This window comes from Pseudoalteromonas sp. R86517 (assembly GCF_042466295.1).
Taxonomy (GTDB): Bacteria; Pseudomonadota; Gammaproteobacteria; order Enterobacterales; family Alteromonadaceae; genus Pseudoalteromonas; species Pseudoalteromonas atlantica.
The window spans coordinates 2645563-2669741 of sequence record NZ_JAXHCB010000001.1; the positions used below are offsets into that span (position 1 = coordinate 2645563).

Annotated in this window: 16 protein-coding genes; 7 read left to right on the forward strand and 9 right to left on the reverse strand. The window is 41.3% G+C overall.

Going from position 1 to position 24179, the window contains the following annotated elements; all coding sequences use genetic code 11:
- The first annotated feature begins 20 nt into the window (after positions 1-20).
- Positions 21-689 (forward strand): hypothetical protein, encoded by a 669-nt coding sequence (locus tag SJY38_RS12005; RefSeq protein ID WP_377109830.1) that lies wholly within the window; start codon positions 21-23, stop codon positions 687-689.
- On the opposite strand, the gene SJY38_RS12010 is transcribed toward SJY38_RS12005, so the two are convergent.
- Positions 686-1402, reverse strand: coding sequence for an SIMPL domain-containing protein (locus SJY38_RS12010; protein ID WP_377109831.1), 717 nt, complete (start codon positions 1400-1402; stop codon positions 686-688). The genes SJY38_RS12005 and SJY38_RS12010 overlap by 4 nt on opposite strands.
- A 114-nt stretch (positions 1403-1516) precedes the next feature.
- Between SJY38_RS12010 and SJY38_RS12015 the strand changes: the two genes are divergently transcribed.
- Both SJY38_RS12015 and SJY38_RS12020 read left to right on the forward strand, forming a co-directional pair.
- Complete coding sequence (locus SJY38_RS12015; RefSeq protein ID WP_377109832.1) at positions 1517-4189, forward strand: bifunctional acetate--CoA ligase family protein/GNAT family N-acetyltransferase; 2673 nt, start codon at positions 1517-1519, stop codon at positions 4187-4189.
- A complete protein-coding gene (locus SJY38_RS12020) occupies positions 4186-5133 on the forward strand; it encodes an ion transporter (RefSeq protein ID WP_377109833.1) in 948 nt (315 codons plus the stop codon). The genes SJY38_RS12015 and SJY38_RS12020 overlap by 4 nt, the downstream gene beginning before the upstream one ends.
- A gap of 8 nt (positions 5134-5141) precedes the next feature.
- Here SJY38_RS12020 and SJY38_RS12025 read toward each other — a convergent pair whose 3' ends face one another.
- From SJY38_RS12025 to SJY38_RS12035, 3 genes are read right to left on the reverse strand one after another with little or no spacing between them, the layout of a single operon-like run.
- A complete protein-coding gene (locus SJY38_RS12025; protein WP_377109834.1) occupies positions 5142-9647 on the reverse strand; it encodes an EAL domain-containing protein in 4506 nt (1501 codons plus the stop codon).
- Positions 9648-9667: 20 nt separating this feature from the next.
- The gene (locus tag SJY38_RS12030; RefSeq protein WP_004586827.1) at positions 9668-10069 is read right to left on the reverse strand and encodes a GNAT family N-acetyltransferase; all 402 of its coding nucleotides are present in this window, start codon (positions 10067-10069) and stop codon (positions 9668-9670) included.
- Between the two features lie 3 nt (positions 10070-10072).
- The gene (locus tag SJY38_RS12035; RefSeq protein WP_377109835.1) at positions 10073-10276 is read right to left on the reverse strand and encodes a DUF3283 family protein; all 204 of its coding nucleotides are present in this window, start codon (positions 10274-10276) and stop codon (positions 10073-10075) included.
- 156 nt (positions 10277-10432) lie between these two features.
- Here SJY38_RS12035 and SJY38_RS12040 point away from each other — a divergent pair, with 156 nt between their 5' ends.
- Positions 10433-11131: a substrate-binding periplasmic protein gene (locus tag SJY38_RS12040; RefSeq protein WP_377109836.1), complete on the forward strand. Its 699-nt coding sequence runs from the start codon at positions 10433-10435 to the stop codon at positions 11129-11131.
- A gap of 15 nt (positions 11132-11146) precedes the next feature.
- Here SJY38_RS12040 and SJY38_RS12045 read toward each other — a convergent pair whose 3' ends face one another.
- Positions 11147-11392 (reverse strand): DUF1289 domain-containing protein, encoded by a 246-nt coding sequence (locus tag SJY38_RS12045; protein ID WP_004586824.1) that lies wholly within the window; start codon positions 11390-11392, stop codon positions 11147-11149.
- Between the two features lie 108 nt (positions 11393-11500).
- Positions 11501-12640, reverse strand: coding sequence for a 1-acyl-sn-glycerol-3-phosphate acyltransferase (locus SJY38_RS12050; RefSeq protein WP_029774392.1), 1140 nt, complete (start codon positions 12638-12640; stop codon positions 11501-11503).
- A gap of 430 nt (positions 12641-13070) precedes the next feature.
- On the opposite strand from SJY38_RS12050, the gene SJY38_RS12055 reads away from it, so the two are divergent.
- Positions 13071-14015 carry a D-2-hydroxyacid dehydrogenase gene (locus SJY38_RS12055; RefSeq protein WP_377109837.1) on the forward strand — a complete coding sequence of 315 codons (945 nt, stop codon included), beginning with the start codon at positions 13071-13073 and terminating at the stop codon, positions 14013-14015.
- 295 nt (positions 14016-14310) lie between these two features.
- Positions 14311-14691, forward strand: coding sequence for a DUF3192 domain-containing protein (locus tag SJY38_RS12060; protein WP_004585870.1), 381 nt, complete (start codon positions 14311-14313; stop codon positions 14689-14691).
- Between the two features lie 88 nt (positions 14692-14779).
- Here the strand turns inward: SJY38_RS12060 and SJY38_RS12065 are convergent, their stop codons facing one another.
- The 3 genes from SJY38_RS12065 to SJY38_RS12075 form a co-directional block, all read right to left on the reverse strand.
- Positions 14780-15685 carry a diguanylate cyclase gene (locus tag SJY38_RS12065; RefSeq protein WP_248442668.1) on the reverse strand — a complete coding sequence of 302 codons (906 nt, stop codon included), beginning with the start codon at positions 15683-15685 and terminating at the stop codon, positions 14780-14782.
- Entirely contained in the window at positions 15669-19460 is a 3792-nt protein-coding gene (locus SJY38_RS12070) for an ATP-binding protein (RefSeq protein WP_377109838.1), read from the reverse strand. The genes SJY38_RS12065 and SJY38_RS12070 overlap by 17 nt, the downstream gene beginning before the upstream one ends.
- Positions 19461-19526: 66 nt before the next feature.
- Positions 19527-20924 carry a PhoH family protein gene (locus SJY38_RS12075; protein ID WP_004585867.1) on the reverse strand — a complete coding sequence of 466 codons (1398 nt, stop codon included), beginning with the start codon at positions 20922-20924 and terminating at the stop codon, positions 19527-19529.
- 306 nt (positions 20925-21230) lie between these two features.
- Between SJY38_RS12075 and rapA the strand changes: the two genes are divergently transcribed.
- Positions 21231-24125 carry an RNA polymerase-associated protein RapA gene (gene rapA / locus SJY38_RS12080; RefSeq protein ID WP_096041176.1) on the forward strand — a complete coding sequence of 965 codons (2895 nt, stop codon included), beginning with the start codon at positions 21231-21233 and terminating at the stop codon, positions 24123-24125.
- The last annotated feature ends 54 nt before the right edge of the window (positions 24126-24179 follow it).

Sequence of the window (24179 nt, forward strand, 5' to 3'; positions counted from 1 at the left end):
GCTCAGAGGTAGGGTTAAGAATGGATTTAAGCATACAATTACTTAATGCGCGCATTGCTAAGCATCAGCTAGACGAGCTCGATAACGACTTTAAACAGTTAAGCCCTGCTCAGCAAACATTACAGCTAAACCACCTTTACGAAAGTGCTTTGCGGATGAGTATTAAATACGACTTTATGCAAAATGTGGCCACACGTATTTTAACAACCAACAACCCACCAGCACCTTTTATAAACCAATTAACAACGACTGATGCATTAACGTTTTTTACACCCGCATTAAAAGAAAATAACGGCTTTTTAGCACAAGACGGCCAAGGAAATAATGTACTGCACAATGTATTTAAACACGCCAATGCTCAAAAGCTGGCGTTTAACTATGTGCGCTCATTAATGCTATTTGAATCTAACGACAATTTAGTAAAAGCCCTTGCTCAAACAAATGCTTGCGGCCTCACCCCTGTTGCCTGTTATATCGCCTATGCTGATAAACCTAGCACACCAATAAAGCATGAATTTTCAGCATTATTAGCGCTTATGGAAATAGAGCAAAAACAAAATCCAACCGCTAAACAGCAACTGACAAATATATTAAAAGGCGCTGATATTAACGAAACCAGCATTTTACTTAGCGCTGCTTACTTACAGCGCTCAACCGCGCAAATTGCCCACTTAGTTAGAGCAATTTAATCACTTAAGTAATATTCAACACTGGTGACCACCCTCACCTTTTTGATATGTGGCGTGTTTGAATCGCGATTGCTAATGCTAAATTGCCCTTGGCGAGCGGATTTTATTTTACCCAGCGTTGAGTTCGAATCTTTAGCAAATTTGTTGGCAACTTCACGGGCTTTTTCTGTAGCCTCTTGCACCATGGCTGGCTTTATATCGTTAAGGCCGGTAAATAAATATTCAACTTTGGTTTCGTAGCTATTTTGCACAATGGCAATGCCTTGTTTAGCTAATTGACTCACTTTACTCAGCGCATTTTGTACTTTGTCGGGCGCGTTCGAATACACAATAATATTAGCGCGTACCAAGTAACGAAACTTTTGATTATCGTTAGCGTATTCTCGGGCTTGCTTATCAATAATCGACTGGCTACCCATACTTATTTCGTCATCATCAAAGCCATGTAGCTTTAAAAATGCAATAACAGCATCGTTTTTTTGCTCAACTCGACTAACCAGTTTTTCTAAGTCGTTGTCTGCATCGCTGTATTGCAGCGGCCAAATTACCGTATCGGCGCTAACTTCACGCTCTGCTAACCCTTTAACCTGCACACTACGTTCCATGCTTTTTACATCTACTGCGGCACTTTTAATAATAAAGCCTAATAAAATGAAGCCTATACTTAGGCAAATTGCGGCTATAACGGTGTAAAAACCGGGTGTTTTATTCACAAAAAACTCCTTGATTGATATCAATAATAAGTATCTATGCGCTCGAAATAACACAGCAAACAGGGTACATTGAGACTATAAATAACGCAAAATATAATCAGCCAAGGATATGTCATGAGCTTAAAGCGCATCAGCCAATTTTTTAATCCGGCCTCGGTAGCCGTTATTGGCGCCTCGAATACCCCCACACGCGCGGGGTTTGTGGTTATGCGCAATTTATTGCAAGGTGGGTTTAAAGGGCCAATTATGCCCGTAACCCCTACCCACAGTGCGGTACACGGTGTGCTTGCCTACCCTGATATTGCCGCGCTGCCCAAAGTGCCCGACTTAGCCGTTATTTGTACAAATAAAAATACCTTACTAAGCATTATCGAGCAACTAGGTGAGCTTGGCTGTAAAAGTGCAATTGTGATTGCTGATGGGCTCTCATTGAGCCAAAAAACAGCCTTAAAGCGCGCTGCAAATGCCCATCACGTTACTTTGCTTGGGCCTAATTGTTTAGGGCTGCTCATTCCGCATATTGGCCTTAATGCCAGCTTTTCTCACACAGTTGCAGCACCAGGGAAACTGGCATTTATATCGCAATCCGCAGCGGTGTGTTCCACTATTTTAGATTGGGCTAAAAATAAAGAAATTGGCTTTTCGTATTTTGTTTCGGTCGGTGATTGCCTAGATATCGATTTTGACGAGCTGCTCGATTTTTTAGGCCGCGATGCTAAAACCAAAGCGATTTTGCTCTACATAGATAATATTGAAGACATTCGCGGATTTATCTCGGCAGCACGGGCAGCGGCCTTTAGTAAGCCAGTTATTGCCATTAAAACGGGAAAAACCGGAGCAGGTGCACTGGCTGCTGAAATTCATACCGGTGGCAAGCAAAGTTCAGATGCAGTGTACGATGCGCTTTTTCAACGCGCCGGTATGCTGCGTGTTAGTGATCTGCGCGAACTTTTTGCAGCCACGCAAACACTTGCCATCCACCCTAAATTACTAAAAGTTGAGCAGTTAACCATTTTAACCAACGGAGGCGGCCCGGGGGTTATGGCGGTCGATGAGCTTATTTTAAATTCGGGCAAACTTACCCAGCTTAGTGAGCAAACACGATCCGCACTCAATAAAGTTATTCCGCAGTCGGATACTACATCTAACCCTGTCGATATTTTTGGTGACTCTGCTCCGGCGCGTTACAAGCAAGCATTAGAAATTTTACTTCGCGCCGAAGAAGTTAAAAACTTACTTATTATTCATACCCCTTCGGCACTTGCACCAAGTGAAGACTACGCCGATATGATAGTGCAAACCTTACAAAAAATACCAAAGATGGCACGCCCTTATGTAATGACCAACTTTATGGGTGAAGATGCTGCTTATGCCGCGAGGCGTGTTTGCTCTAACCACACTATTCCAACCTATCGTACGCCTGAGGGTGCGGTTGGCGCATTTATGCATTTAGTTAGCTATCGTCGTAACCAAAAACATTTAACGCAAACACCCGAATCAAATACCGATGATGCAAAAATAAATAAATCAGCGGCCACTACGCTCATTAACGAGTTTTTAGAAGAAGAGCAAAGCTACTTACCCACTCATCAAGCAAGCCAAATTCTTAGTCATTATGGTGTTGAGTGTATTCAAACAGAAGTAGCCTACACGCCCACAGAGGCGCGTGAGCAAGCAATTGAACTAGGCTTTCCGGTAGCGTTAAAGTTGATTAGCCCAAGTATTGCCTCAAAATCAGAAGTAGGGGGTGTGGTTCTTAACTTAAACGATGCAAACGAGGTTGAGCAAACCGCCTTTGCCATGCTGATACGAATTAAAAACACCTATCCAGATGCTGTTATTGAAGGGTTTTCATTGCAAAAAATGGCGCCGCGCGCCGGCGCTAATGAACTGCGAATCGCCATTAAAACTGAGCCTAATTTTGGCCCTGTTATATTACTTGGTGAAGCGGGTAATGGGTTAGAGTATGCCCAAGCAGCCGTTGCTTTGCCGCCACTTAATATGAACTTAGCTAAATACCTCATTGCAGCCGCAAACGATAAAGGCGTATTAAAAGATCGCATTTTGCCAGAAAAAGTCGACAAATATCGCTTATGCGCCCTGCTCACACGTATATCTCAACTTGTTGTCGATCAGCCCGATATAAGTGCCATGGAACTTAATCCTATTTTAGCCAGCAATGGGCAATTTTTAGTGCTTGATGCCACTATTAGTGTTAATCACTATCAGGCACGCAGCGATCGTAAACGTTTGTGTATCCGCCCTTACCCTATTGATCTTGTAGAAGAAGTAACCCTTAAAAATAATACGCGAGCTACATTAAGGCCTATTCGTCCAGAGGATGAAAAAGCCCACCAAGAGTTTGATCAATCACTCAATAAAGAAGATCGTTACAAACGCTTTTTTGGTGAGCTGCCCCAGTTTAACCACGATCAACTCGCAAAAATGACGCAAATAGATTACGACCGAGAAATGGCCTTTATTGTTTGTCAGCGCTTTGAAGGTAAAAGCCGCACCCTAGGTGTAGCACGCGTTATTATGGACCCTGATAATTTACATGCTGAGTTTGCAACCGTGGTTCGCTCTGACTACCAAGGCTTAGGTCTTGGCAGGCTGCTTATGAGCGCTGCAATAAATCATTGTAAGCGCCAAGGCGTAGAAGTAATTGAAGGCATAACACTGCCTGAGAACACCGGCATGATTGAGCTTGCCCGTAAGTTAGGTTTTACAATTAGCCGTGATTTTGAAGAAGGCAGTATTAATATGCTGTTAAAGCTAAACACATGAGCAGCACAGCAAGACAAACGTTAGCGCAGGTATTTGAAGGGACCGGCGATTACCGCAAAGCGGGGCATATACTCGATACCGCGCTGATTGCTTTAATTATGCTTAACGTTATTGCCATTGTGTTGGAATCAGTACCGAGTATAAACAAAATATACTACCCGCAGTTTTTACTATTAGAGGTTATTTCGGTGGCTATTTTTAGCCTTGAATACCTTGCAAGGCTTTGGGCCTGTGTTGATAAAAGCAAATACGCAGCTATAAAAGGTTCAAACGCAAAACGCCGGCTGCATTATTTTTTATCACCTTTGGCTCTTATCGATTTAATAGCCATTTTACCCAGCTTGTTAATGTTTGTTTTTCCTCTGGATTTGCGTTTTTTACGTGTATTAAGGCTGTTAAGAGTATTTAAACTTACTCGTTATTCACGTGCAATGCAGTTGTTATTACAAGCATTTAAAGACGAAGCGAGCTCGTTACTGGCCGCGTTTTTTATTATGTCGGTACTGCTAATACTTGCCTCCTGCGGTATTTATTTATTGGAGCACGATATTCAGCCAGATAAATTTGGCTCTATTCCTGCGGCTATGTGGTGGGCTATGGCGACCCTCACTACGGTTGGGTATGGTGATGTTGTACCGCTAACGCCACTTGGTAAACTATTTGGTGGCGTAGTCACTTTGGTGAGCATGGGAATGGTGGCAATTCCTACAGGCTTGCTTGCCTCTAGTTTTTCGGAGCAAATACGTAAACGCCGGCAATTTTTTGAAGATGCCGTACATGAGCAAATTCACCAAGGCAGTTTAGATGACTCACAGCGTTTGCACTTAGAGGAGCTGCGCTACAAGTTAGGTTTAAGTAAACTTGAGGCCAATAAAGCAATTAAAACGCAGCTTAATCAACGCAACAGTCATTTATTTTGCCGTCACTGTGGTAAACGCCAATAAGCTTATTTTTACTGGTTAAATATGTTGCCCCAATCTTGTTTGATCAGTGCGGGAACAGCTTCTTTAGGTACTGGCTTACTAAATAAATAGCCCTGAAAATGCTTACACCCTAACTGCTTTAAAAACTGCAGCTGTTGTTTGTTTTCAATGCCCTCAGCCACACACTCTTTACCTAAGCTATGAGCTAAGGTAAGCGTTGATTGAATAATGGCTTCATCATCCGAGTCCACGCCAATATCTTGCACAAAACTTCTATCTATTTTTAGTACATCGATAGGAAAACGCTTTAAATACGTTAATGAGGCATAGCCTGTTCCAAAGTCATCCATGTAGAGTTTACAGCCAAGCTTTTTCAGCATTTCCATACTGTGTAGCGCATGTTTAGAGTCGCGCATTAAAATAGACTCGGTAATTTCAAACACTATGGCTTCTGAGGGCACATTAGCGTGGCTCAGCGCTTTATGAATGTCGGTTACAAGCTCTTCGTATTCAAAATCAAGTGCTGAAAGGTTTATCGACAAGTACAGCTGAGGTGAAATCTCACGCCATTGTTTAAGCGCTTGCAACGCACGGGCAAAGGTTTGCAGCATAATTTTTGTTATTAACCCTATGCTCTCAGCCGCTAAAGAAAACTCTTGCGTGGGCACTAAAGTGTTTTCTGGCCAGCGTAACAACACTTCAAAACCTTCGGTTTTTTGAGTGTGCGCATTCACTATAGGCTGGTAGTAATTGCAAAACTCTTGCTCTTGGTACGCTTTAGTTAGCAAAGACTCTAAATGCAGGGCTTTTTGTACATGTTGATTCATCTCCTGCTTGTAAAACTTATAACTGCTTTCGAGCGACTCTTTTGCATGGTACAAAGCTATACTGGCAGCTTTTAACAGCGCAGCATGATCTGCGGCGTCATCAGGCGCAATTGCTACACCAATACTTAAATTAACGTTTACCACCTGGCCATTAAATTCCATATTTTGGCTTACAGAGTCTATTAATTTAGAGCAAATAAGCAATACTTCTTCAATTTGCTGCACATCTTCCACCAGCACCACAAATTCATCGCCACCAAATCGCGCAACACTTGCAGAAGGACGCAAGGAGCGCTTAATACGCTTAGCCACTTGCTTTATTAGCTCATCAGCCGCTTCACGTCCAAATGAGTCGTTAAAGTATTTAAACCGCTTAATGTTTATGTGCAGCATAGCTACTTTACATTGATGATTTTGTGCTTGCTCAATCGCATGCTCGACCCTGTCGTTAAACAGCATACGGTTAGGCAAACCGGTTAATGAGTCATAGTTGGCTAAAATATGAAGCTCATTTTCAGCCAATTTTTGCGCATGAATATCGGTTAAAATAATAACGTAGCTGCTTAAACGGTGTTCGGTGTCGGCCACTGCACTTATTTTTACTAACACATGGCGCTGCTCACCACTGGCTAGGGTGACTAAGTCTTCACAGGAAAAATGCTCACCCACATTCAGCTTTTGCATTATCCGTAAGTAGTCAAAGCGATTGCTTCTCGATATGCCTAAATTAAGGGCGCGGCTAGAGCGTGGCTCACTAGGAAAGTTAAAGGCCGTTTGCAACGATTTGTTAGAGGCGCGAACCGTAAAGTTTTTATCAAGAATAAATACCCAATCGCGGGTTTGCTCAAACGCAGCGGTAAATAAACGGGCATGCTCTTCAAACACCATTTCGCGGGTCATATTGGTGTAAGTACCCGCTACTTTTTTAGGAAGTTGCCCGCTCCATTCCACTACTTTGCCAAAGTCTTTATACCAACGCCAATAGCCTTTAGCGTGGCGCAAACGATAAGTGCAATTAAAGTAGCCTTTATCGGTTGATAAGAATTCTAACCATTCTAATCTGAAAAGCGCTTTATCTTGAGGGTGAATTTTAGCTAGGTAATCATCTAGGCTCACGCTTTCTTGATCATACCCAAGTTCGTTACATAAGCGCGGCTGGTAAATACTACTCGATGTAGACTGCCAATCCCACATGCCCGACTCACTACCCTCTAAGGCTAGTTTTAATCGCGCTTCACTTTCTTTACTTTCTTTATTAGCGGCCAGTAATATGCGCTGAATTTTGTTGCGGCGCATTACCCAAAAAGCAATAAATGCGATAAACAAAACGCCATAAAGCACCATAAAATATGGCGCTCGCCACAGGGGATACTTAACACGAATTTTTAGCACTGCAGGCGGCGTGTACTCGCCGGTTAACGGATCTTTAGCCCATACTTTGAGCTGGTAATTACCTGGATTTAATTTAGGGAATAACACCCGATTATTATTACGGGTGTAGGTTTTTTGGCCGTTATCGAGCTGGTACTCATAAATTATGCGCTCTTGATAGCTAAACGCCATCGCCGAAAACGCCACCTCTAAACCGATATCATCATGGTTAAGGACTATTTCATTTAATGGCTGTTTTAAATCGATAGATAAGTCGCGCGACATTAAATCAACTCGCGTTATATTTACATGATCAATTAATGAGTGGTAATTTTGATTTTCCATCGGATGAAAATATGTAATGCCCTTTAAGCTGCCATAGGCAATGCGGCCATCGCTTAAATGCGCCATGGCACTGCTGTTAAACTCAGCAGAAAGCAGCCCCTCAGATGTAGTAAACTGCTGAAAATGAAGTGTTTCTGGGTTTAGTCGCCATATGCCTTTATGGCTACTCATCCAAATCATGCCATTATCATCAAGCACCATGTCATAAAGTAAGGTACCTAGCTTATTTTTTTCTAAGTCAATCGTGTGTACCAATTTGTAACTGGCTGCATCAAGCCCAATCAGACCAAAATTAGATAGCGAAATCCATAAAATATTGTTGTTATCGACCACGTAAGAAAGCACATTAATAGCCACGTTATCGTGCTGTTTTGGCACTTTATAAATGGTGTTTAATGCTAATGTGGTCGGATTTACCTGATATAAAATACCCGCATTAAAAAACAGGGGCATATCAGGCTTGGTTGCCAGCGCTGGCGAAAAACCATGCGCCAAAAACGGCTCTATTTTGCTAAAGGCCCCTTCTAATCGGGTGATCTGCTGAGTATCAATATTATATACAAACATACCGTGATCTGAGTGCACATAGTACAAATCACCGTTAGGCATTAAGGTTACGCCATGTACCCAGCCTTCTATGTAGGCTCTATTGTTGGGGTTTGTTATTGTTGGCTCGTTAATTTGATGCGTTATGGGGTCAAACTCAAACAGCCCACGGTTTGTATGTAACCAAAGCTTTTGCTTATAAGGAATAATTTCATACACGCTAAATTCGGTAGTCAGTAAGTCTACTTTGTGGTTTTTTAAGTAAACTTGGCTGGTGTTAGTGGCTAAATCAATTTCGGTTAAGCCATTATGCGTTGCCAGCCATAGGCTGTTACCATACTCCGTAATGCCCCAAACCGAAGGATGAGAAAGGCCATCGCCACCCAGTTTACTACCATCTATATTGCTAAAGTGATAGGTATTATTAGACAGATAAAATGCACCATCGGTTTTAGTAGCGAGCCAATACCCTCCCGATTTATCTTTTACCATGTCTATCATACTGGTATCAGATAGGCTGTATTTACTTTGCGTAATCCGTGTGTTTTTTACCAACTCTTTGGTATTTAAATCAAATTTAAAGAGCCCTTTATTAGTCGCCAGATCTAGCTTTTCGCCTTCGTTGATGATGCGCCATACATTTAAATCGGCAATAACGGCTTGGTTTTTAAATGCTATGTCGGGGCGTTCAAACATGCCTGGCAAGTCGCTAATATCAACTTGATACAAGCCTTTAACGGTGCCTACTAACAACTGATTATTTTCAATAACCGAAAACGATTTAACGTTGTTTTGATAAATATGCTCAGCTTTGCTTTTTAAATGCTGCAGCGGCCTAATTTGTTCAGAGGCGATATCAAATACAAACGCCCCATGGCTTGTGCCTATAAAAATATACCCATTGTAATGAAAAAGCTCTCTGACTAAGGTGTTTTCGTATTCTTTAGGCAGCTCAAATAGGCTGGTTATTTTACCTGTTTCAATATCTAATTTAGCAAAGTCGCGACCACGCCCAATCCATAAGGTTTTGTCATCAACCGCAGCCATACTAAATACCGACTGGCTTAAAATTTGTTTTTCGCTGGTAGGTTGAGAAATAAATTGCTGGTAGGTGTCGGTACTTGGGTCGTATTTAAATAAGCCGGCAAGTAACGAGGCTATCCAAATATTGCCTGCGGGGTCTTGGTAAATACAATCAATTATGGCTTCTTCAAGCTCGCCATTAGGGCCATTAATTGAAACAACTTGGTAACCATCATAGCGGTTTAACCCCCCTTCGGTAGAGAGCCATAGGTAACCGTTATCATCAAGCAGCATAGTGTTCACATAGCTTTGCGACAGGCCTTCACTGGGGGATAAACGTTTAACCTGTGCGCCAACATGGCAACTAAATATAGCGATTAAAGCTATACAGCAACTAATGATCCAATGAACGCCTTTACTCATGGCTTGATCCGTTGTTTTTGTTATAAGTATTCGAGAGCGACTATATTTCGATGCGTATAAATATCAAAAAGTGCTTTTAAACCAGGAGTATATGTTAATACTTGGTTAAAACCAAGACTCGTATATAAAGCTGTAATATTTTTATAAGCAAAGGTGTAAAGCGGCATGCTTTGCTGTTTTATAGCGGCGCATACAAGTTGCTTTGCCAGCCCTTTTGCACGGTGCTGCGGGGCAACAAATACGGTCGATAAAAACAAAAAATCGTGTTTATTTTGTATCCGACACGCCGCAACTATCTGCATTTCACTGTAAACAACCCAAACCTGATCTTGCTTATTAGCACGTCCTCTTACGCTATACAGTGCATAAAACTTATTAACTAATGGAATCTTAAGTGTGTCTAACTTTTGTACTGTGTACATATATTAGCTTAGCATTAACGCCAAATACTGCTCAAACTGTTGCTTTAAAAACGTTTGATCTGCCACTGGGCGGCTATGAATCGTGTTATAAACTTGCTCACGTGTTTTTTTATTACGTTTAATTTGATAAGCCCAAAATGAGGCTTCGTAATCTAATTGAATCTGGTATTTTTGCTCTCGAGGTAAAGCACATAAATTAAAACTCACAACCACTCCTAAGTACGGTTAGTTATCCGCATTTATTATACGTATATTTGAACCCATTTACTGTTTAAAAAGCAACAAACATGGGCAAAAACCAGACTATTTTGGTATTATTCGCTGCGATCATTTGCCCTGTCCTTATTTTAAACGGAAGTAACCTTGCAGATACAGCTCAATGCTTTGTTTTTATTAGTCGTTTTATTTTTTAGTAAAATTACACTCGCCAATCACAATAGCGTTATATTTAACCGCCCGGCCGACTCAGCTCAAGCAAGCTATGCGCTCGCTTTACTCACATTAGCCTATAAAGAACTTAATTATGAAGTACACATAATTGATTTTAATCGCCAAAATGCCTTATTAGCAGCCAATAATGGGGTGTTAGATGGCCAACTTGGCCGCGATATAAGTATAGAGGCGGACAATAAAAACCTGATCAGAATTAACTACCCACTGTTTGACTATAAGCTTTTACTGTTTAAAAACTGCCTACCCAATACACTCGATAAGCTCGATAGTATTGCGGTTTTGTCAGGCTATCCAGTTCAGCACCATTACTTAAATGAGCATAAGTTTAACGGCAATATTATTGAAGTAAAAAATATTACGACCCAACTTAACCTACTAGCCCAGCATAAAGTTGATGGGGCAATTATGCTCGACTTTGTGCTTAAAGCCGATAACTTTTCCCTACCAGAGACCTGTATGCAAACCCAGCTGCTAAGTACATTTTCGCTCTATCACTATGTACATAAAAAGCACGCGGCTTTGGTAAGTAAATTATTGAATGCTTTAAATAAACTACACGATAACGGCACTAGTCGCGCATTGCGCGCAAAATACAATTTAAAACTCTAGCATGTAAAGCAAGGTTTAAAATTCAAAGCCTTGTTGTTTATCTAAAGTGGCTTGTGATTGCGCAGCTTGGCGTTTTTGTAAATACCGTTTGTAACGTTGTTGGCACAAGCTAAGTACTTTCTTTTTTTGCGCATTGCTTAACGCATTCCAATTAAAGCGCTCATCCCGGCTTCGGTAGCAGCCTTTGCAATAACCTCGGTTGTTTACTTGGCAAATACTTTTACAGGGGCTTGGAATATCAAATATTTCAATTTGTTGCATTGCGCCCCCTAAGTAGATTAATTGCTTTGTATGAGTATAGCGTTATTTATGCACAAAAAAAAAGCAGCGTTTACGCTGCTTTATTACGCTATTTGCCAACGCAGATGCCTAATGGCTTTGCTCACATACTTTGTTTGTGATTTCAGTTTTGCGTTGAAATGGCTTTGCATACATAGCTAAAACAAGTGGCTTTAGCTCTTCTGGCACTAAGGCTAAACGCTGCTCAAAAGTGGCGGTATCGGGCTCATCAATAACTGCTTGCTTGCACCCACCGGCAATGTAATTTCCTGGGTGTAAGTAAAAAGACTCAACAATGTGCTTATCAATTGTTTGCGCCAGCTCATCAGCATCATCGCAACCGCTTTCAACCGGTTGTCCAAATGCTAAATGCACATGCCCTTTAGCAGAGCTAAATCCTTCAACAATACTTGCTATGTCTTCGCCTGCTGATTTTACGTATTCACCGTGCTGCTGTTTATGATAAAGCTCTTTTGCTTTAGAAATTGCACAAGGCTCATACTGATAAGAAATAGACACCGGAACAATTTTTAACTCTTTAATGTACTCGCCAAATTCTTTCTTTTGTTTACGACCATTAAGTTGCAGCATTTTTAAAAGCGCCGGATCTGTTTGATCAAAGCCGTCTTTTGCACGCCCTTCTTTTTGCGCAATCCAAATGGAATTTCCTGCTGTTAACGAGTCATAAATATACGATGACAACTGCGTAAGCGCCTTAAGCATCTCTTTAGGAGCTTTGGCTGAGCGCTTAACGATAAAGCTTTTATTTAAACGCATCAGCTCGGTTATATACGGTATTTGCAATAAGTTATCACCAATTGCTATACGCACCGTCTTCATTTTATGTTGATACAAACCCCAATTAACAAGTGCAGGGTCCAGCACTATGTCGCGGTGGTTTGATATAAATAAATACGCTTGCTGCGGGTCTAATTTGTCTAATCCCGAAAAGGTAACTTTTGAGGTAGTGCGTTTTATAAGTTTATCTAAATACTTTGCAACTTCGTTTTGTACATCTTCAACGCTCGTAAATTTACCCCATTTTTTTCGTAACTGGCTTCTCACCAGTGTGCGAGCAATAAAAGGCATAGCGGATATAAAGCGCGGTAAGTTGTACTTTGCTATTACATCTATAAACGCATTATCGTTAATTAAACGCGCTAGCGAGGCCGCAACTTCATCGTCGTTGTAAGGTCTTATGTCTGCGTACTTATCTTCTAATTCACTCATTACTGCATCTACAATGTTAAAAAAACGGCACGCAAAACGTACCGTTTATATATAATTTTGATTATAACTCAGCCACTCTTAAATAAGAAATAGCCATTTGGTTATGCTTATTTGCGAGCCATTTCAGTCTATGACCACACAAAAAGGGGTTGGTGCATTGTTTTTTAGTTTTATCAACCTTAATAAGGCTTGTTGACCTTTCACAGGAAAGTGAGTTCAACCTCAAAAAATAAACAGGCCCCAGCGATATAGCCCGCTAAAATATCATGTTATTTATATTTGAGTGGGCAGACCAGCCAATTTAAACTTTTATCAGCAACCTGACTTTTTGTACTAAGCATTTGGTAGTAATAGCATTAACAAAGGTGTGTATTCGTAGTACCTTAAACGCTCTTGCCATTTTACGGTACGCATTTAGATAGGACACACAATGAAAATCACCATTCTCGATAACGCTACTTTAGCTAAAACCTCGTTAACTTGCATTGAAGAACTAGGTGAGCTAACTACATACGAACTTACGTCACCTGAGCAAGTTGTTGCTCACAGCCAAGGCGCGGACGTCCTTATTACCAACAAGGTTGTGCTAAATCGCGATACGATAAGCCAACTTAAAACGCTTAAGCTTATTTGCGTAAGTGCAACAGGCACTAATAATGTTGATTTAAACGCCGCTGAAGAATTTGGTATTGCCGTTACCAACGTAGCAGGCTACTCAACCCCTTCGGTTGTACAGCACACGTTTTCGTTAGTGACTAATTTATTAGGTAATACACACCGCTACCAGCGCGACTGCCAGCAAGGCGCTTGGCAAAAAAGCGAGATGTTTTGCCGATTAGATTACAGCTTTAATGATTTACAAGGTAAAACATTTGCCATTATAGGCGGCGGAACGCTAGGTAAAGGTGTGGCGACAGTAGCGCAAGCTTTTGGAGCCAATGTAGTGGTTGCAGAGCGTAAAGGCGCCTCTTGTAGAGAAGGCCGTACACCTTTTGAAGAAGTATTAGAAACCGCTGATATAATTAGCGTGCACTGCCCGCTTACTGATGAAACACGTGATTTAATTTCGTTAAATGAGCTAAAAATGATGAAACCCAGCAGTATTATTATCAATACCGCCCGTGGTGGCATTATAAATGAAGCCGACTTAGCCACAGCCCTAGAGCAAAATTTAATTGCCGGTGCGGGTGTTGATGTACTTACTAAAGAGCCGGCAGAGCCTTCTAACCCGCTGGCTAATTACACAGGCGAAAACTTGCTTCTTACACCTCACATTGCATGGGCCAGCACAGAGTCAATCGTGCGCTTAATTAATGAGGTAAGCCTAAATATTGCAGCCTTTACTAACGGTGAGTCTCGTAACCGCTTGGTATAATAACAATTTGCAATAATAATTAGCCGCATTGAGGCTAGGTTTTACCTGCCTCAAAGTGCCTTATTCTATTTAGTAAATAGCTGTAACGTGTTTTCGCTATGCTAAATAAACGCAGGCTAGCTCAATCGTTAAAAAACCTAAAAAGTGGCTGTTTTTGCTAATGATTTTTATAATTAATCACTTAAAAACAGCCATCGCAACCTAACCTCATGAATTTTATAACTTTGTTATATTGGCCTATTACTTGCTCCTGATAAGTAAATAATTAAATTAAAACTCATCAAGGACTATAACAATGAAAAAATCACTTTTAGCTGCTGCACTTATTGCTCCGTTTTTAACAGGCTGTGTTATTGCCGTATCAGATGGCGAAGCAGAAACGCACTGGGCAGGTAACGACTCATCAAGCTGGCAACATCAGCATAAAAAAAACCGCGAAGCGATTGCAGATTTAACAATGGATAGCAGCTACCAATCTGTTTTAGCGCAATTAAAAACGCCAAACTTTACCGAGCTATTGAAAAAAGACGATGATGTGTATCAGGTACTGTTTTACGTGACTAACAGCATTCACTCTGATGGCAAAACAACAAAAGATGAATGCACGCCATTGGTATTTAAAAATGATAAATTGGTGGGTATTGGTGAAAGCGCACTGGGCATGATCACAAAATAATCGCTAGTAGCGTAAAGCAGCCCCACTTGGTAATAACATTAACGTGTGGGGCCGATTTAAATAACGCTTTAATATAAACACAGCCACATTATAAGTTAAGCGCAACCACCTGATCTCGCCCTGCATCTTTTGCGGCATATAGCCCTAGGTCAGCTTGTTCGAGTAAGGCTTGTTCGGCACTTGCATTGCCGTTTTCCATACTGGCAATGCCAATACTGATTGTTATGTGATCTGCATTTAACGAAGCTTTGTGCTCTATATTGAGGCTGTTTACTGCTTTTCTTAACTTTTGGGCAAATGCTAATGCCTGTTGTTTGTTAACATCGGGTAATACCGCTGCAAATTCTTCCCCCCCGTAGCGGGCAATAAAGTCAGTACTACGCTCACATTGCGCTGCTAACGCCTGGGCAACCTGCTTTAAACACTCATCCCCCGCTCGGTGGCCATAGCAATCGTTGTAACGCTTAAAGTGATCTATATCCATTAATAAAACAGACAAACACGAGCCATTGCGTTTACTTCTGCGCCATTCACGAGAGAGGTTTTCATCTAAATAACGCCTGTTGGGTATTTCCGTTAAACCATCAATTGAGGCAAGCATTTCTAGCAAATCATTTTTTTGCTTGATCAGTAATTGGTTGCGTACCCTCACTTTGACTATAGACGCATTAAAGGGTTTAGTGATGTAATCCATTGCACCTAACTCAAGGCCTTTTGCTTCATCGGTGTGGCTATTATTAGCCGATATAAACACAATAGGAATAGACTGAGTAATAGGGTTTTCTTTAAGCTGTACAAGCACTTCATAACCATCAATGCCTGGCATCACCACATCTAAAATAATTAAATCGACCTGATTTAATTTAATAAAGGTGAGCGCTTTTTCGCCGCTTTCGACTAAAAATACGTCATGCTCCGTGCCCAGTGTTTTTTCAAGCACCAGCCGGTTAAGGGGATCATCATCCACAATCAGTATTTTAGCTTTTTTCGACATCCCGTCCCCCTAAGGTTTCAATAAATATAATCACTTGCTTTAGCTGAATGATTAGCTCTTTTAAAGTGTGCTGAAGCGGCTCGTTAGTTGTTTTAAGGTGCGTTTCACATTGTTTCGCACACAATGAAAGCCTAATAAAACCTAAGTTACCTGCCACGCCTTTAATGCTATGCACTAAGCGTACCACTTCATCTCGCTGGGTGTTTTCTTCAATTTGTTCTAACTGCGTTTCACACAATTTGGCAAACTTTCCGACCATGGTTGCCAGTAAATTTTCATCAAAATTAAACTGGGTGAGCGCAAAGCTTTGGTCATAAAACTTAGGTTTTATAAAGTCTACGTCTCTAATTGCATCTAACAGCACAGCTGCAACCACAGGTTTAGTCAAATGCTTATTCATGCCGCTACTAAGTGAGCGCTCAACATCTGCAGGTTCACAATGTGCTGTTAAAGCAAAAATAGGCAGCTGGCGCGCGTCAAACTGTTGGCGAATCAATTGCGTTGCTTGGCAACCATCAATATGCGGCATTTGCACGTCCATCAGAATTAAATCTGGTTTTAATATTTGTAGCAGCTCTATTGCATCTGGCGCATTGGTAACCGTTATTACATTTATATGGGCCTGTTTTAGCACACTGCTAATAATGTCTAAATTAAGCGGGTTATCATCAACCGCCATAATAAGTAGACCCGATATATCTTTTTTTACTTCTTCATTATTTTCAGCGGCTTTAGGTGGCTCCGCCCCCGCATTAGCATTTAAGCTAATCAAGCGCTGAGCTAACGCCGTAGCTTTAACATGTTGTGCGTTAATTTGCGTAGTACAAGGCAATGCTAAAGTGTGTTCGTGATTCACCACAACCACAGGGTATGAGTTGCCACTGAGCGTTTCGTGTATAGATTCAACCTTCAATAAATCGTTCAATGTGGTTTCATCAATAATCAGTTGCTGTGCATCAGCAAGCTTTATTGGGTAGCGAAGCGCCTCTTCTAAATCAATAGCTACCACTTGTGAGTAGGCATTAACCACTTCGTTTAGCCGTACAGTGTCATCGCTCACAATGGCTAATGTATTAGGTATAAATACACTATTTTTAGCCGTATCTACCGCAAGCGCTAGAGTAAAGAAAAACTCACATCCACGGCCTTTGTCGCTATTAATTGCAATTTCGCCGCCCATTAAGGCTACACCATGTTTAACTATAGCAAGTCCAAGCCCGACCCCTTGGTGAATACGCGTAGAAGATTCATCGCCTTGAGTAAAAGCATCAAACAGTCGTCGTTGGTCAGCTTTAGCAATACCTACACCACTGTCTATTACGTGAAAACAAATACGTTGCTGATCTAAAACGTCATTTTCTTCAAGCACCATTTTTAAGGTAATACTGCCTTTATTAGTAAACTTAACGGCATTGGTAAGTAAGTTACCTAATATTTGTTGCAAACGTATTGAATCCCCCACCAGCGCGGGGTTAATGAGTGGATCTATTTCAATATTAAAGCTTAACCCTTTGTTTTGGCACAATGGCGCTGTTAAGCTCTCACAAATATCAATCAGTTCAACTAAGCAAAAAGGCACCGGTTTAATTTGCGCTTGCGCACTTTCTACACGGGCAAAATCGAGCATTCTGTTTAGCATTAATAATAAGCTTTGTGCTGCGTTTTTAGCCTGCTTAGTTTGTTGCAGCTGCTTATTTTTTAAGCCTTGCTCTACTATCATATCTAACAGCCCTAACACAGCGTTAAGAGGGGTGCGGATCTCATGGCTTAGATTAGCAATAAAGCGGCTTTTAGCTATTGTTGCGCGTTCTGCGTCATGCTTAGCTTTAGTCAGCGCACTTACATCTTGAATATGAATAACATAATAAGAGGGATCACGGTTTTCATCCCACACCAGCGACACACTCAGCTGCAGCCAACTTGTTAGTTTTCCTTGTGAGAGCGTTAAATGATAAACCCGTTTTTTATCATCTAATAAGTGACAAAGCGCATTTTTTATTTCTTGCCACTGCGCCTCATCAAACAGCATTTTTAGTGGCTCACCAGTTAAAATATCTTGCTGTGAAAATAACTTACGAGCCGCTTTGTTAACTTGCAATATGGTGTGCTCAAGCGAAAGTAACACCACACTGTTTGCTGCAAACTCTATTGCACTTCTAAATTTAGATTCTGACGCTTTTAACGCCGATAGAGTTTGCTGCTGCTCAGTAATGTCTCGCCCAATTCCCATAGTGCCTAATAAGTGCTGGTGCTCGTTATAAAATGGGGCAATCGTTAATTGATACGATTTGTCGGTGCTATCTATGCGTTGCTCAATGCTACTTTTGGTTTGTAAAACTTGCTTTTCTAGTAGGCTTAACTGTAAATCGTCGCTGTCTAAATCTTCAATACGCTTACCGACGAGGATGGCTTGCTCTTTGCCTACATAGGCTTCAAATGCTTTATTACAACCTAAAAAAGAGCCATCAATATTTTTAAAGTAAATAAGATCAGGCACACTATTTAGCATGGTATTTAATAGCGCTAGGTGTCGCTCTTTTGCTTCGTAGCTACGTTTTAGCTTTTGAGATTGCAGCTGTAACTGCTCATCGAGTTCTTTATTAGCCTCTTGGAGCGACTCAACTAACTGTGCATTTTTATCAAATACATATTTAACGCGAGAAAACCAAGGCTGCCAATTTAAAGGAATGGGGTAATTGGAAAGCGCAGCTTTAGGGGCATCATTTTGTTCAAAATATTGCATTAAATGAGTCATAGGTCTAACAAAAATACGTTGGCTTAACCAAAAAAATACCGCAAACATTAAGCTTAAAAATAACGTTAAAAACGCAAACTCTAAAAGAACCTCATACCTAATTGGCGTGATCACTTTTATCTGCGGCTCATAAAAGGCGGCATGAATGGGCAGATTCCCCATAGCTTGCATAAAAAACTGCGCATTTTTGTTATTAACTAAGTTTATTTTTTCATTGTTATGGGCTAATTCAGGCCAATAATCTTTTAAGGCTGTTGCTTCATTTAACTGCTTAACAGAGCTGGCTATCACTTGATGCGACTGGTTCATAAACACATATTCGCCTTCGCTTGGTGCCACCTTTTTAAGCCAGCTAGACATGGCCTCTAAATCGTATATTAAAATGATGTAGTCTGACGAATTAGGTTGTTTTTTACGGCCAATAGCAAAATAAGCGCTATCGCGTATTTTAACAATGGCGCTTGAGGTAAGCTGGCCAGGTATAAATGTGGGCTTAAAATTACCATTTAAAATTTTATTAAGCATAGTGCTTTGGCTTTTATTACGCCTTACCACATAGGCAAACCCCGAATCATCAACATAGGCAACAGCCGACAACGATTGCATAAGCGATAACGCGGTATTAAACGTTGGGCTTAGGGTTGTAGCTTGCTGCCATTGGATCAACGCCCGGTTAGAAAAAGCAAACTGCCCTTTACCGACTATTTCGCCTTGGCGCTCGCTAAAGTGGCGGTAGTAGTAATTGTCGTATTGATTAATACCTTCTAATAAGTTGCGATTGAACTGCTCAACACTAGGCTGCTGATACGATATAAAGGCATTGTCAAAAAAGTCGTTTACCGAGCTCATTATATGGCTAACTTGAGCCGACACTTGTTCAAAATCGGCTTGACGTTTTTCTATGGCGCGCTCAACTTTTATATTATACAAGTGCAAACACAGTAAAAATGCCACAAATAAGGGAACAAATAATGCTACAAATAAAGAGCGGTAATAGTCTTTTAGAGGTAAAAATTTCAACGTTTTGCCTAAGTTTTGGCCCGATAGTCAGCCACTAGACTATCGAGCCAAATTGTTCTGCGCAAGTTATAAATTTTCTTCTGCAAAGGAGGCTAAACGGCTGCGCACTACCCCGTTTAAATTAACTGTTGCACTACCTTCAAAGTCTTTAAAACGCTCAACAATATAAGTAAGGCCGGAGGTAACGGGGGTTAAGTAGTTACTATCTATTTGCGCTAAATTACCGCTACAAATTAGTTTTGTTCCCTCGCCACAACGGGTAATAATAGTTTTAAGCTGAGATGCCGTTAAGTTTTGGCTCTCATCCAAAATTACCACTGCATTTTGAATACTACGCCCACGCATAAAGTTCACCGACTTAAACTGTACATTGGCTTTTTCCATTATGTAATTGCGACTCGAAATTGGGTTCTCGTCTCCTTTGTGTAGTACCTCTAAGGTGTCGGTAATTGCAGCTAGCCACGGCGCCATTTTTTCTTCTTCGGTACCGGGTAAAAAACCGATAGACTCAGCTATTTCGGGGGTATTACGCGTTACAATGACCTTGTCGTAAATACCGCGTTCAATCACCATTTCAAGCGCACTGGCTAGTGCCAGTAATGTTTTACCACACCCCGCTGGGCCGGTTAAAATAACCAGCTCAATACTAGGGTCAAGCAAGGCGTCGAGTGCCATACCTTGGTAAATATTTTTAGGTTTTACGCCCCACGCTTGCTGGTGCATTAAACGCTCAACACTAATATCTTTTAATTTAATACGCTCGTTATCGTAAGATTTGACCCGCGCAGCAAAGTGCTCGCTGCCATCAAGTATGTACTCATTGCAAAACACATCTGGAATTAAGTTTTTAGCCACATAATGAAACGTATCACGGCCGTGCTGCTGTGTTTCGCATTGCCCTACGTGCTGCCAAAAATCGCCCTCTATTTTTTTATAGCCGCTAGTTAATAAAGCAATATCATCAATTAGTTGGTCGGTACGGTAATCTTCAACATATTTAAGGCCTGCACCTTTTGCTTTAAGGCGCATGTTTATATCTTTTGTCACCAATACAATTTTTGAATCGCTGTGCTGTTTTTGTAAATACACGGCGCAGTTAATAATACGGTGGTCGTTTTCATCCCCCGGTAAACCAGAAATAGAATCTGCAAAAAGATGATCATTAACAATAATGAGCGTACCGGTGGAATTGGCATTTGCCTTTTTATTGCTAGGCAGTGCAACACCCTGCAACATTTGCTCTGGAGTTGCGTCTTTTAGTACCTCATCTAAGCCGCGAATAGCCACTCGTGCATCACGGCTTACGTCGTGTTTTCTATCTTTAATGTGGTCAAGCTCTTCTAAAACAGTCATGGGAATGACAACGTTATGTTCTTGGAAAGACAAATAAGCGAGGGGTTCGTGGAGTAATACATTGGTGTCTAGCACATACATTTTACTTTCAAGGTTCGAAGCTTTTTCCATAGCACTTTCCTTACGTTTTATGATTTTTATGCTATACCAAAATAACTAAGTAAAACGGGCCTAAATTCAAACCTGCAATACTTAATTGCTAAGGCATAATCTAAGTTTAGTCTATTTGTCATAAAAGTCCGTTTTATTACAAACACGATATAGTTTTTATTTACCTAAAAAAGAGCCATTTGTTAGCACTGTTAATGGGATTAATTCGCACTTATAAAATTAATTAAAAGTGAGTCAAATAGCGCCTTGCAGTGGTGTTATGTAACAGGTAACATAGCCGCCTTTTTCTTCATAGACGAGACATACATGAATTTTTCCTTAGGTCAGCGTTGGATCAGTGATACAGAGTCAGATTTAGGATTAGGCACCGTAGTTGCCATTGAAGGCCGCCAGGTCAGCATTTTATTTCCTGCCAGTGGTGAAAACCGTGTTTATTCTAGTGCAGAAGCACCGGTTACCCGTGTGGCATTTAATCCAGGTGATGTGATCAAAAGCGTTGAAGAATGGGAATTAGAAGTAGAGTCTATTGAAGTGCAAGGTGAACTACTTTGCTACGTAGGTACTCGCGTTGATACCGGCGAAGAAGCAAAGCTAAAAGAAACCTTTTTAGATCATTTTATTAAGTTTAATAAACCGCAAGATCGTTTATTTGCAGGCCAAGTAGATCGCTTTGATCGCTACACCTTACGTTACCAAACATGGCAACACCAATTTGAGCGCCAGCAATCGCCTATTAAAGGCTTAATTGGCCAGCGCGCTAACCTTATTCCGCATCAGCTTTATATTGCACAAGAAGTAGGTAAACGTTTTGCCCCACGGGTACTGCTCTCAGATGAAGTAGGCCTTGGTAAAACCATCGAAGCCGGCATGATTTTACACCAACAAATCATTAGTGGCCGTGCTAGCCGTGTACTCATTGTGGTGCCAGAAAACCTGCAACACCAATGGTTAGTAGAAATGCTACGCCGCTTTAATTTACGTTTTTCTATTTTTGATGAAGAGCGCTGCGACGAAGCCTTTGCAGACTCGCCAAACGTATTTGATACCGAGCAGCTAGTGCTTACCAGCCTTGAGTTTTTAACCAAGAAAAAACGCTGGTTTGAACAAGCAACACTTGCTGATTGGGATTTATTAGTTGTTGATGAAGCGCACCACCTAAGCATTAACAATGGTAAGCCGAGCACCGAATATCAGCGCATGGCTGAGCTTAGCCAAGATATTCCGGGTCTTATTCTATTAACAGCAACGCCTGATCAACTTGGTCACCGTAGCCACTTTGCCCGCTTACAATTGCTCGACCCAGATAGATTTTACGACTACGACGTATTCAAAGAAGAAGAAGCTAATTACAAAGACGTTGCCGAAGCGGCAAATCAGCTACTGCAAGCGCAAGCCCTTGATGATACAGCCAAAGCCACACTTATTGAGCTATTAAAAGAAACCGATATTACTGATGTGCTTGAAAAAGCTCAGCAAGGTGATTTACCGGCGCGTAAAGAAATACTTAACATGCTGCTTGATCGCCACGGTACAGGTCGTATTTTGTTTAGAAACAGTCGCAGCGGAATTGATGGCTACCCTAGCCGTAAATTACATGCTTACCCAATGGCACTGCCAAAGCAATATAAAACAGCAATGTCAGTACTTGGCAGCATGAGCGGTATACAAAGTGCAGAGCTAAGCGCACAACGCGCGCTGTTTCCAGAGAAAATCTTTCAAGAGTTTGAAGGTGAAAGTGCAAGCTGGGGCGCATTTGATCCACGTGTAGATTGGTTAATCGAAACACTTAAAACCCTAAAGCACGAAAAAGTACTGCTTATTTGTGCCAAAGCCGAAACCGCTATTAGCCTTGAGCAAATTTTGCGTGAGCGTGAAGCAATAAAAGCATCTGTGTTCCACGAGGGCATGTCGATTATAGAGCGTGACCGCGCAGCCGCCTTTTTTGCCGATGAATACGACAATGCACAAATACTGCTGTGTTCAGAGATTGGCTCAGAAGGACGTAACTTCCAGTTCTCGCATCACTTAGTGTTATTTGATTTACCACTAAACCCTGACTTACTTGAACAACGTATTGGCCGATTAGACCGTATTGGGCAAACAAAGGATGTTAATATTCATGTGCCGTATTTTGAAAATACAGCGCAAGAAGTATTACTGCGTTGGTACAACGAAGGCCTTGATGCATTTGAAAGCACATCTACCACTGGCCAGCTATTGTATAAAGAATTTAGTGAAGACCTACTTGATTACATTGCTGCCCATAATTGTGATGAAGAAGAGCTCGACCCTCTACTTGAGCAAGTAGCCAAGCAAAATGCCGTGCTACGCAAGCAAATGGAAAGTGGCCGAGACCGTTTATTAGAGCTGCATTCATCAGGCCAAGGCGCTGCCGATTCATTGGTTGAAGAAATTGAAGCACTTGATAACCAATTTGAGTTACCAAGTTACATGATCAACGTATTCGACACATTTGGAGTAAGCCAAGAAGACAAAGGCGAAAACACCATTATTTTAAAGCCAACAGAGCATATGCTAAGTGCATCGTTCCCAAGCTTAAAAGAAGATGGCATGACGGTTACCTTTGACCGCGATACCGCCCTTTCGCAAGAAGACGTACATTTTATTAGCTGGGATCATCCTATGGTGCAAGGCACAATGGACATGATTTGTGATGATGACTTTGGTAGTGCCTCTGTTGCTTTACTTAAAAACAAAAAATTACCACCAGGTACCTTTTTTGTTGAGCTAATATTTGTAGCCGAAGCTATGGCACCAAAAGCCCTGCAAGTAGGTCGCTTTTTACCGCCAACGCCTATTCGCATATTACTTGATAAAGCCAGTAATAACCTCGGCGAAAACGTGGCGTTTGATAGCTTTAACCAACAGCTTTCAGCCGTTGGTCGTCAAACTGCAAGTAAATTAGCAGGCGCTTTACAAGGTGCGGTTCACCCAATGATCAACACCGCAAAAGAAATGGCTCAGCAACAGCTTGAGGTTATACGCAGTGCGTCACTTGAAAAAATGCAAAGCACCTTAGGGGAAGAGCAAGCTCGCCTTGAAGCGCTTAAGCAAATTAACCCTAATATTCGCCAAGAAGAAATTACCTTCTTCGATAAGCAGCGCAGCGAGCTGACAACGCATATAGAAAAAGCCCAGTTAAAACTTGATGCGATACGCTTAATCGTAGTTTCACACTAAAGGTTTTTGAGCGTTTAGTTTATAGCTATCTGCCGTTAGTTAGCTCAAGATTTA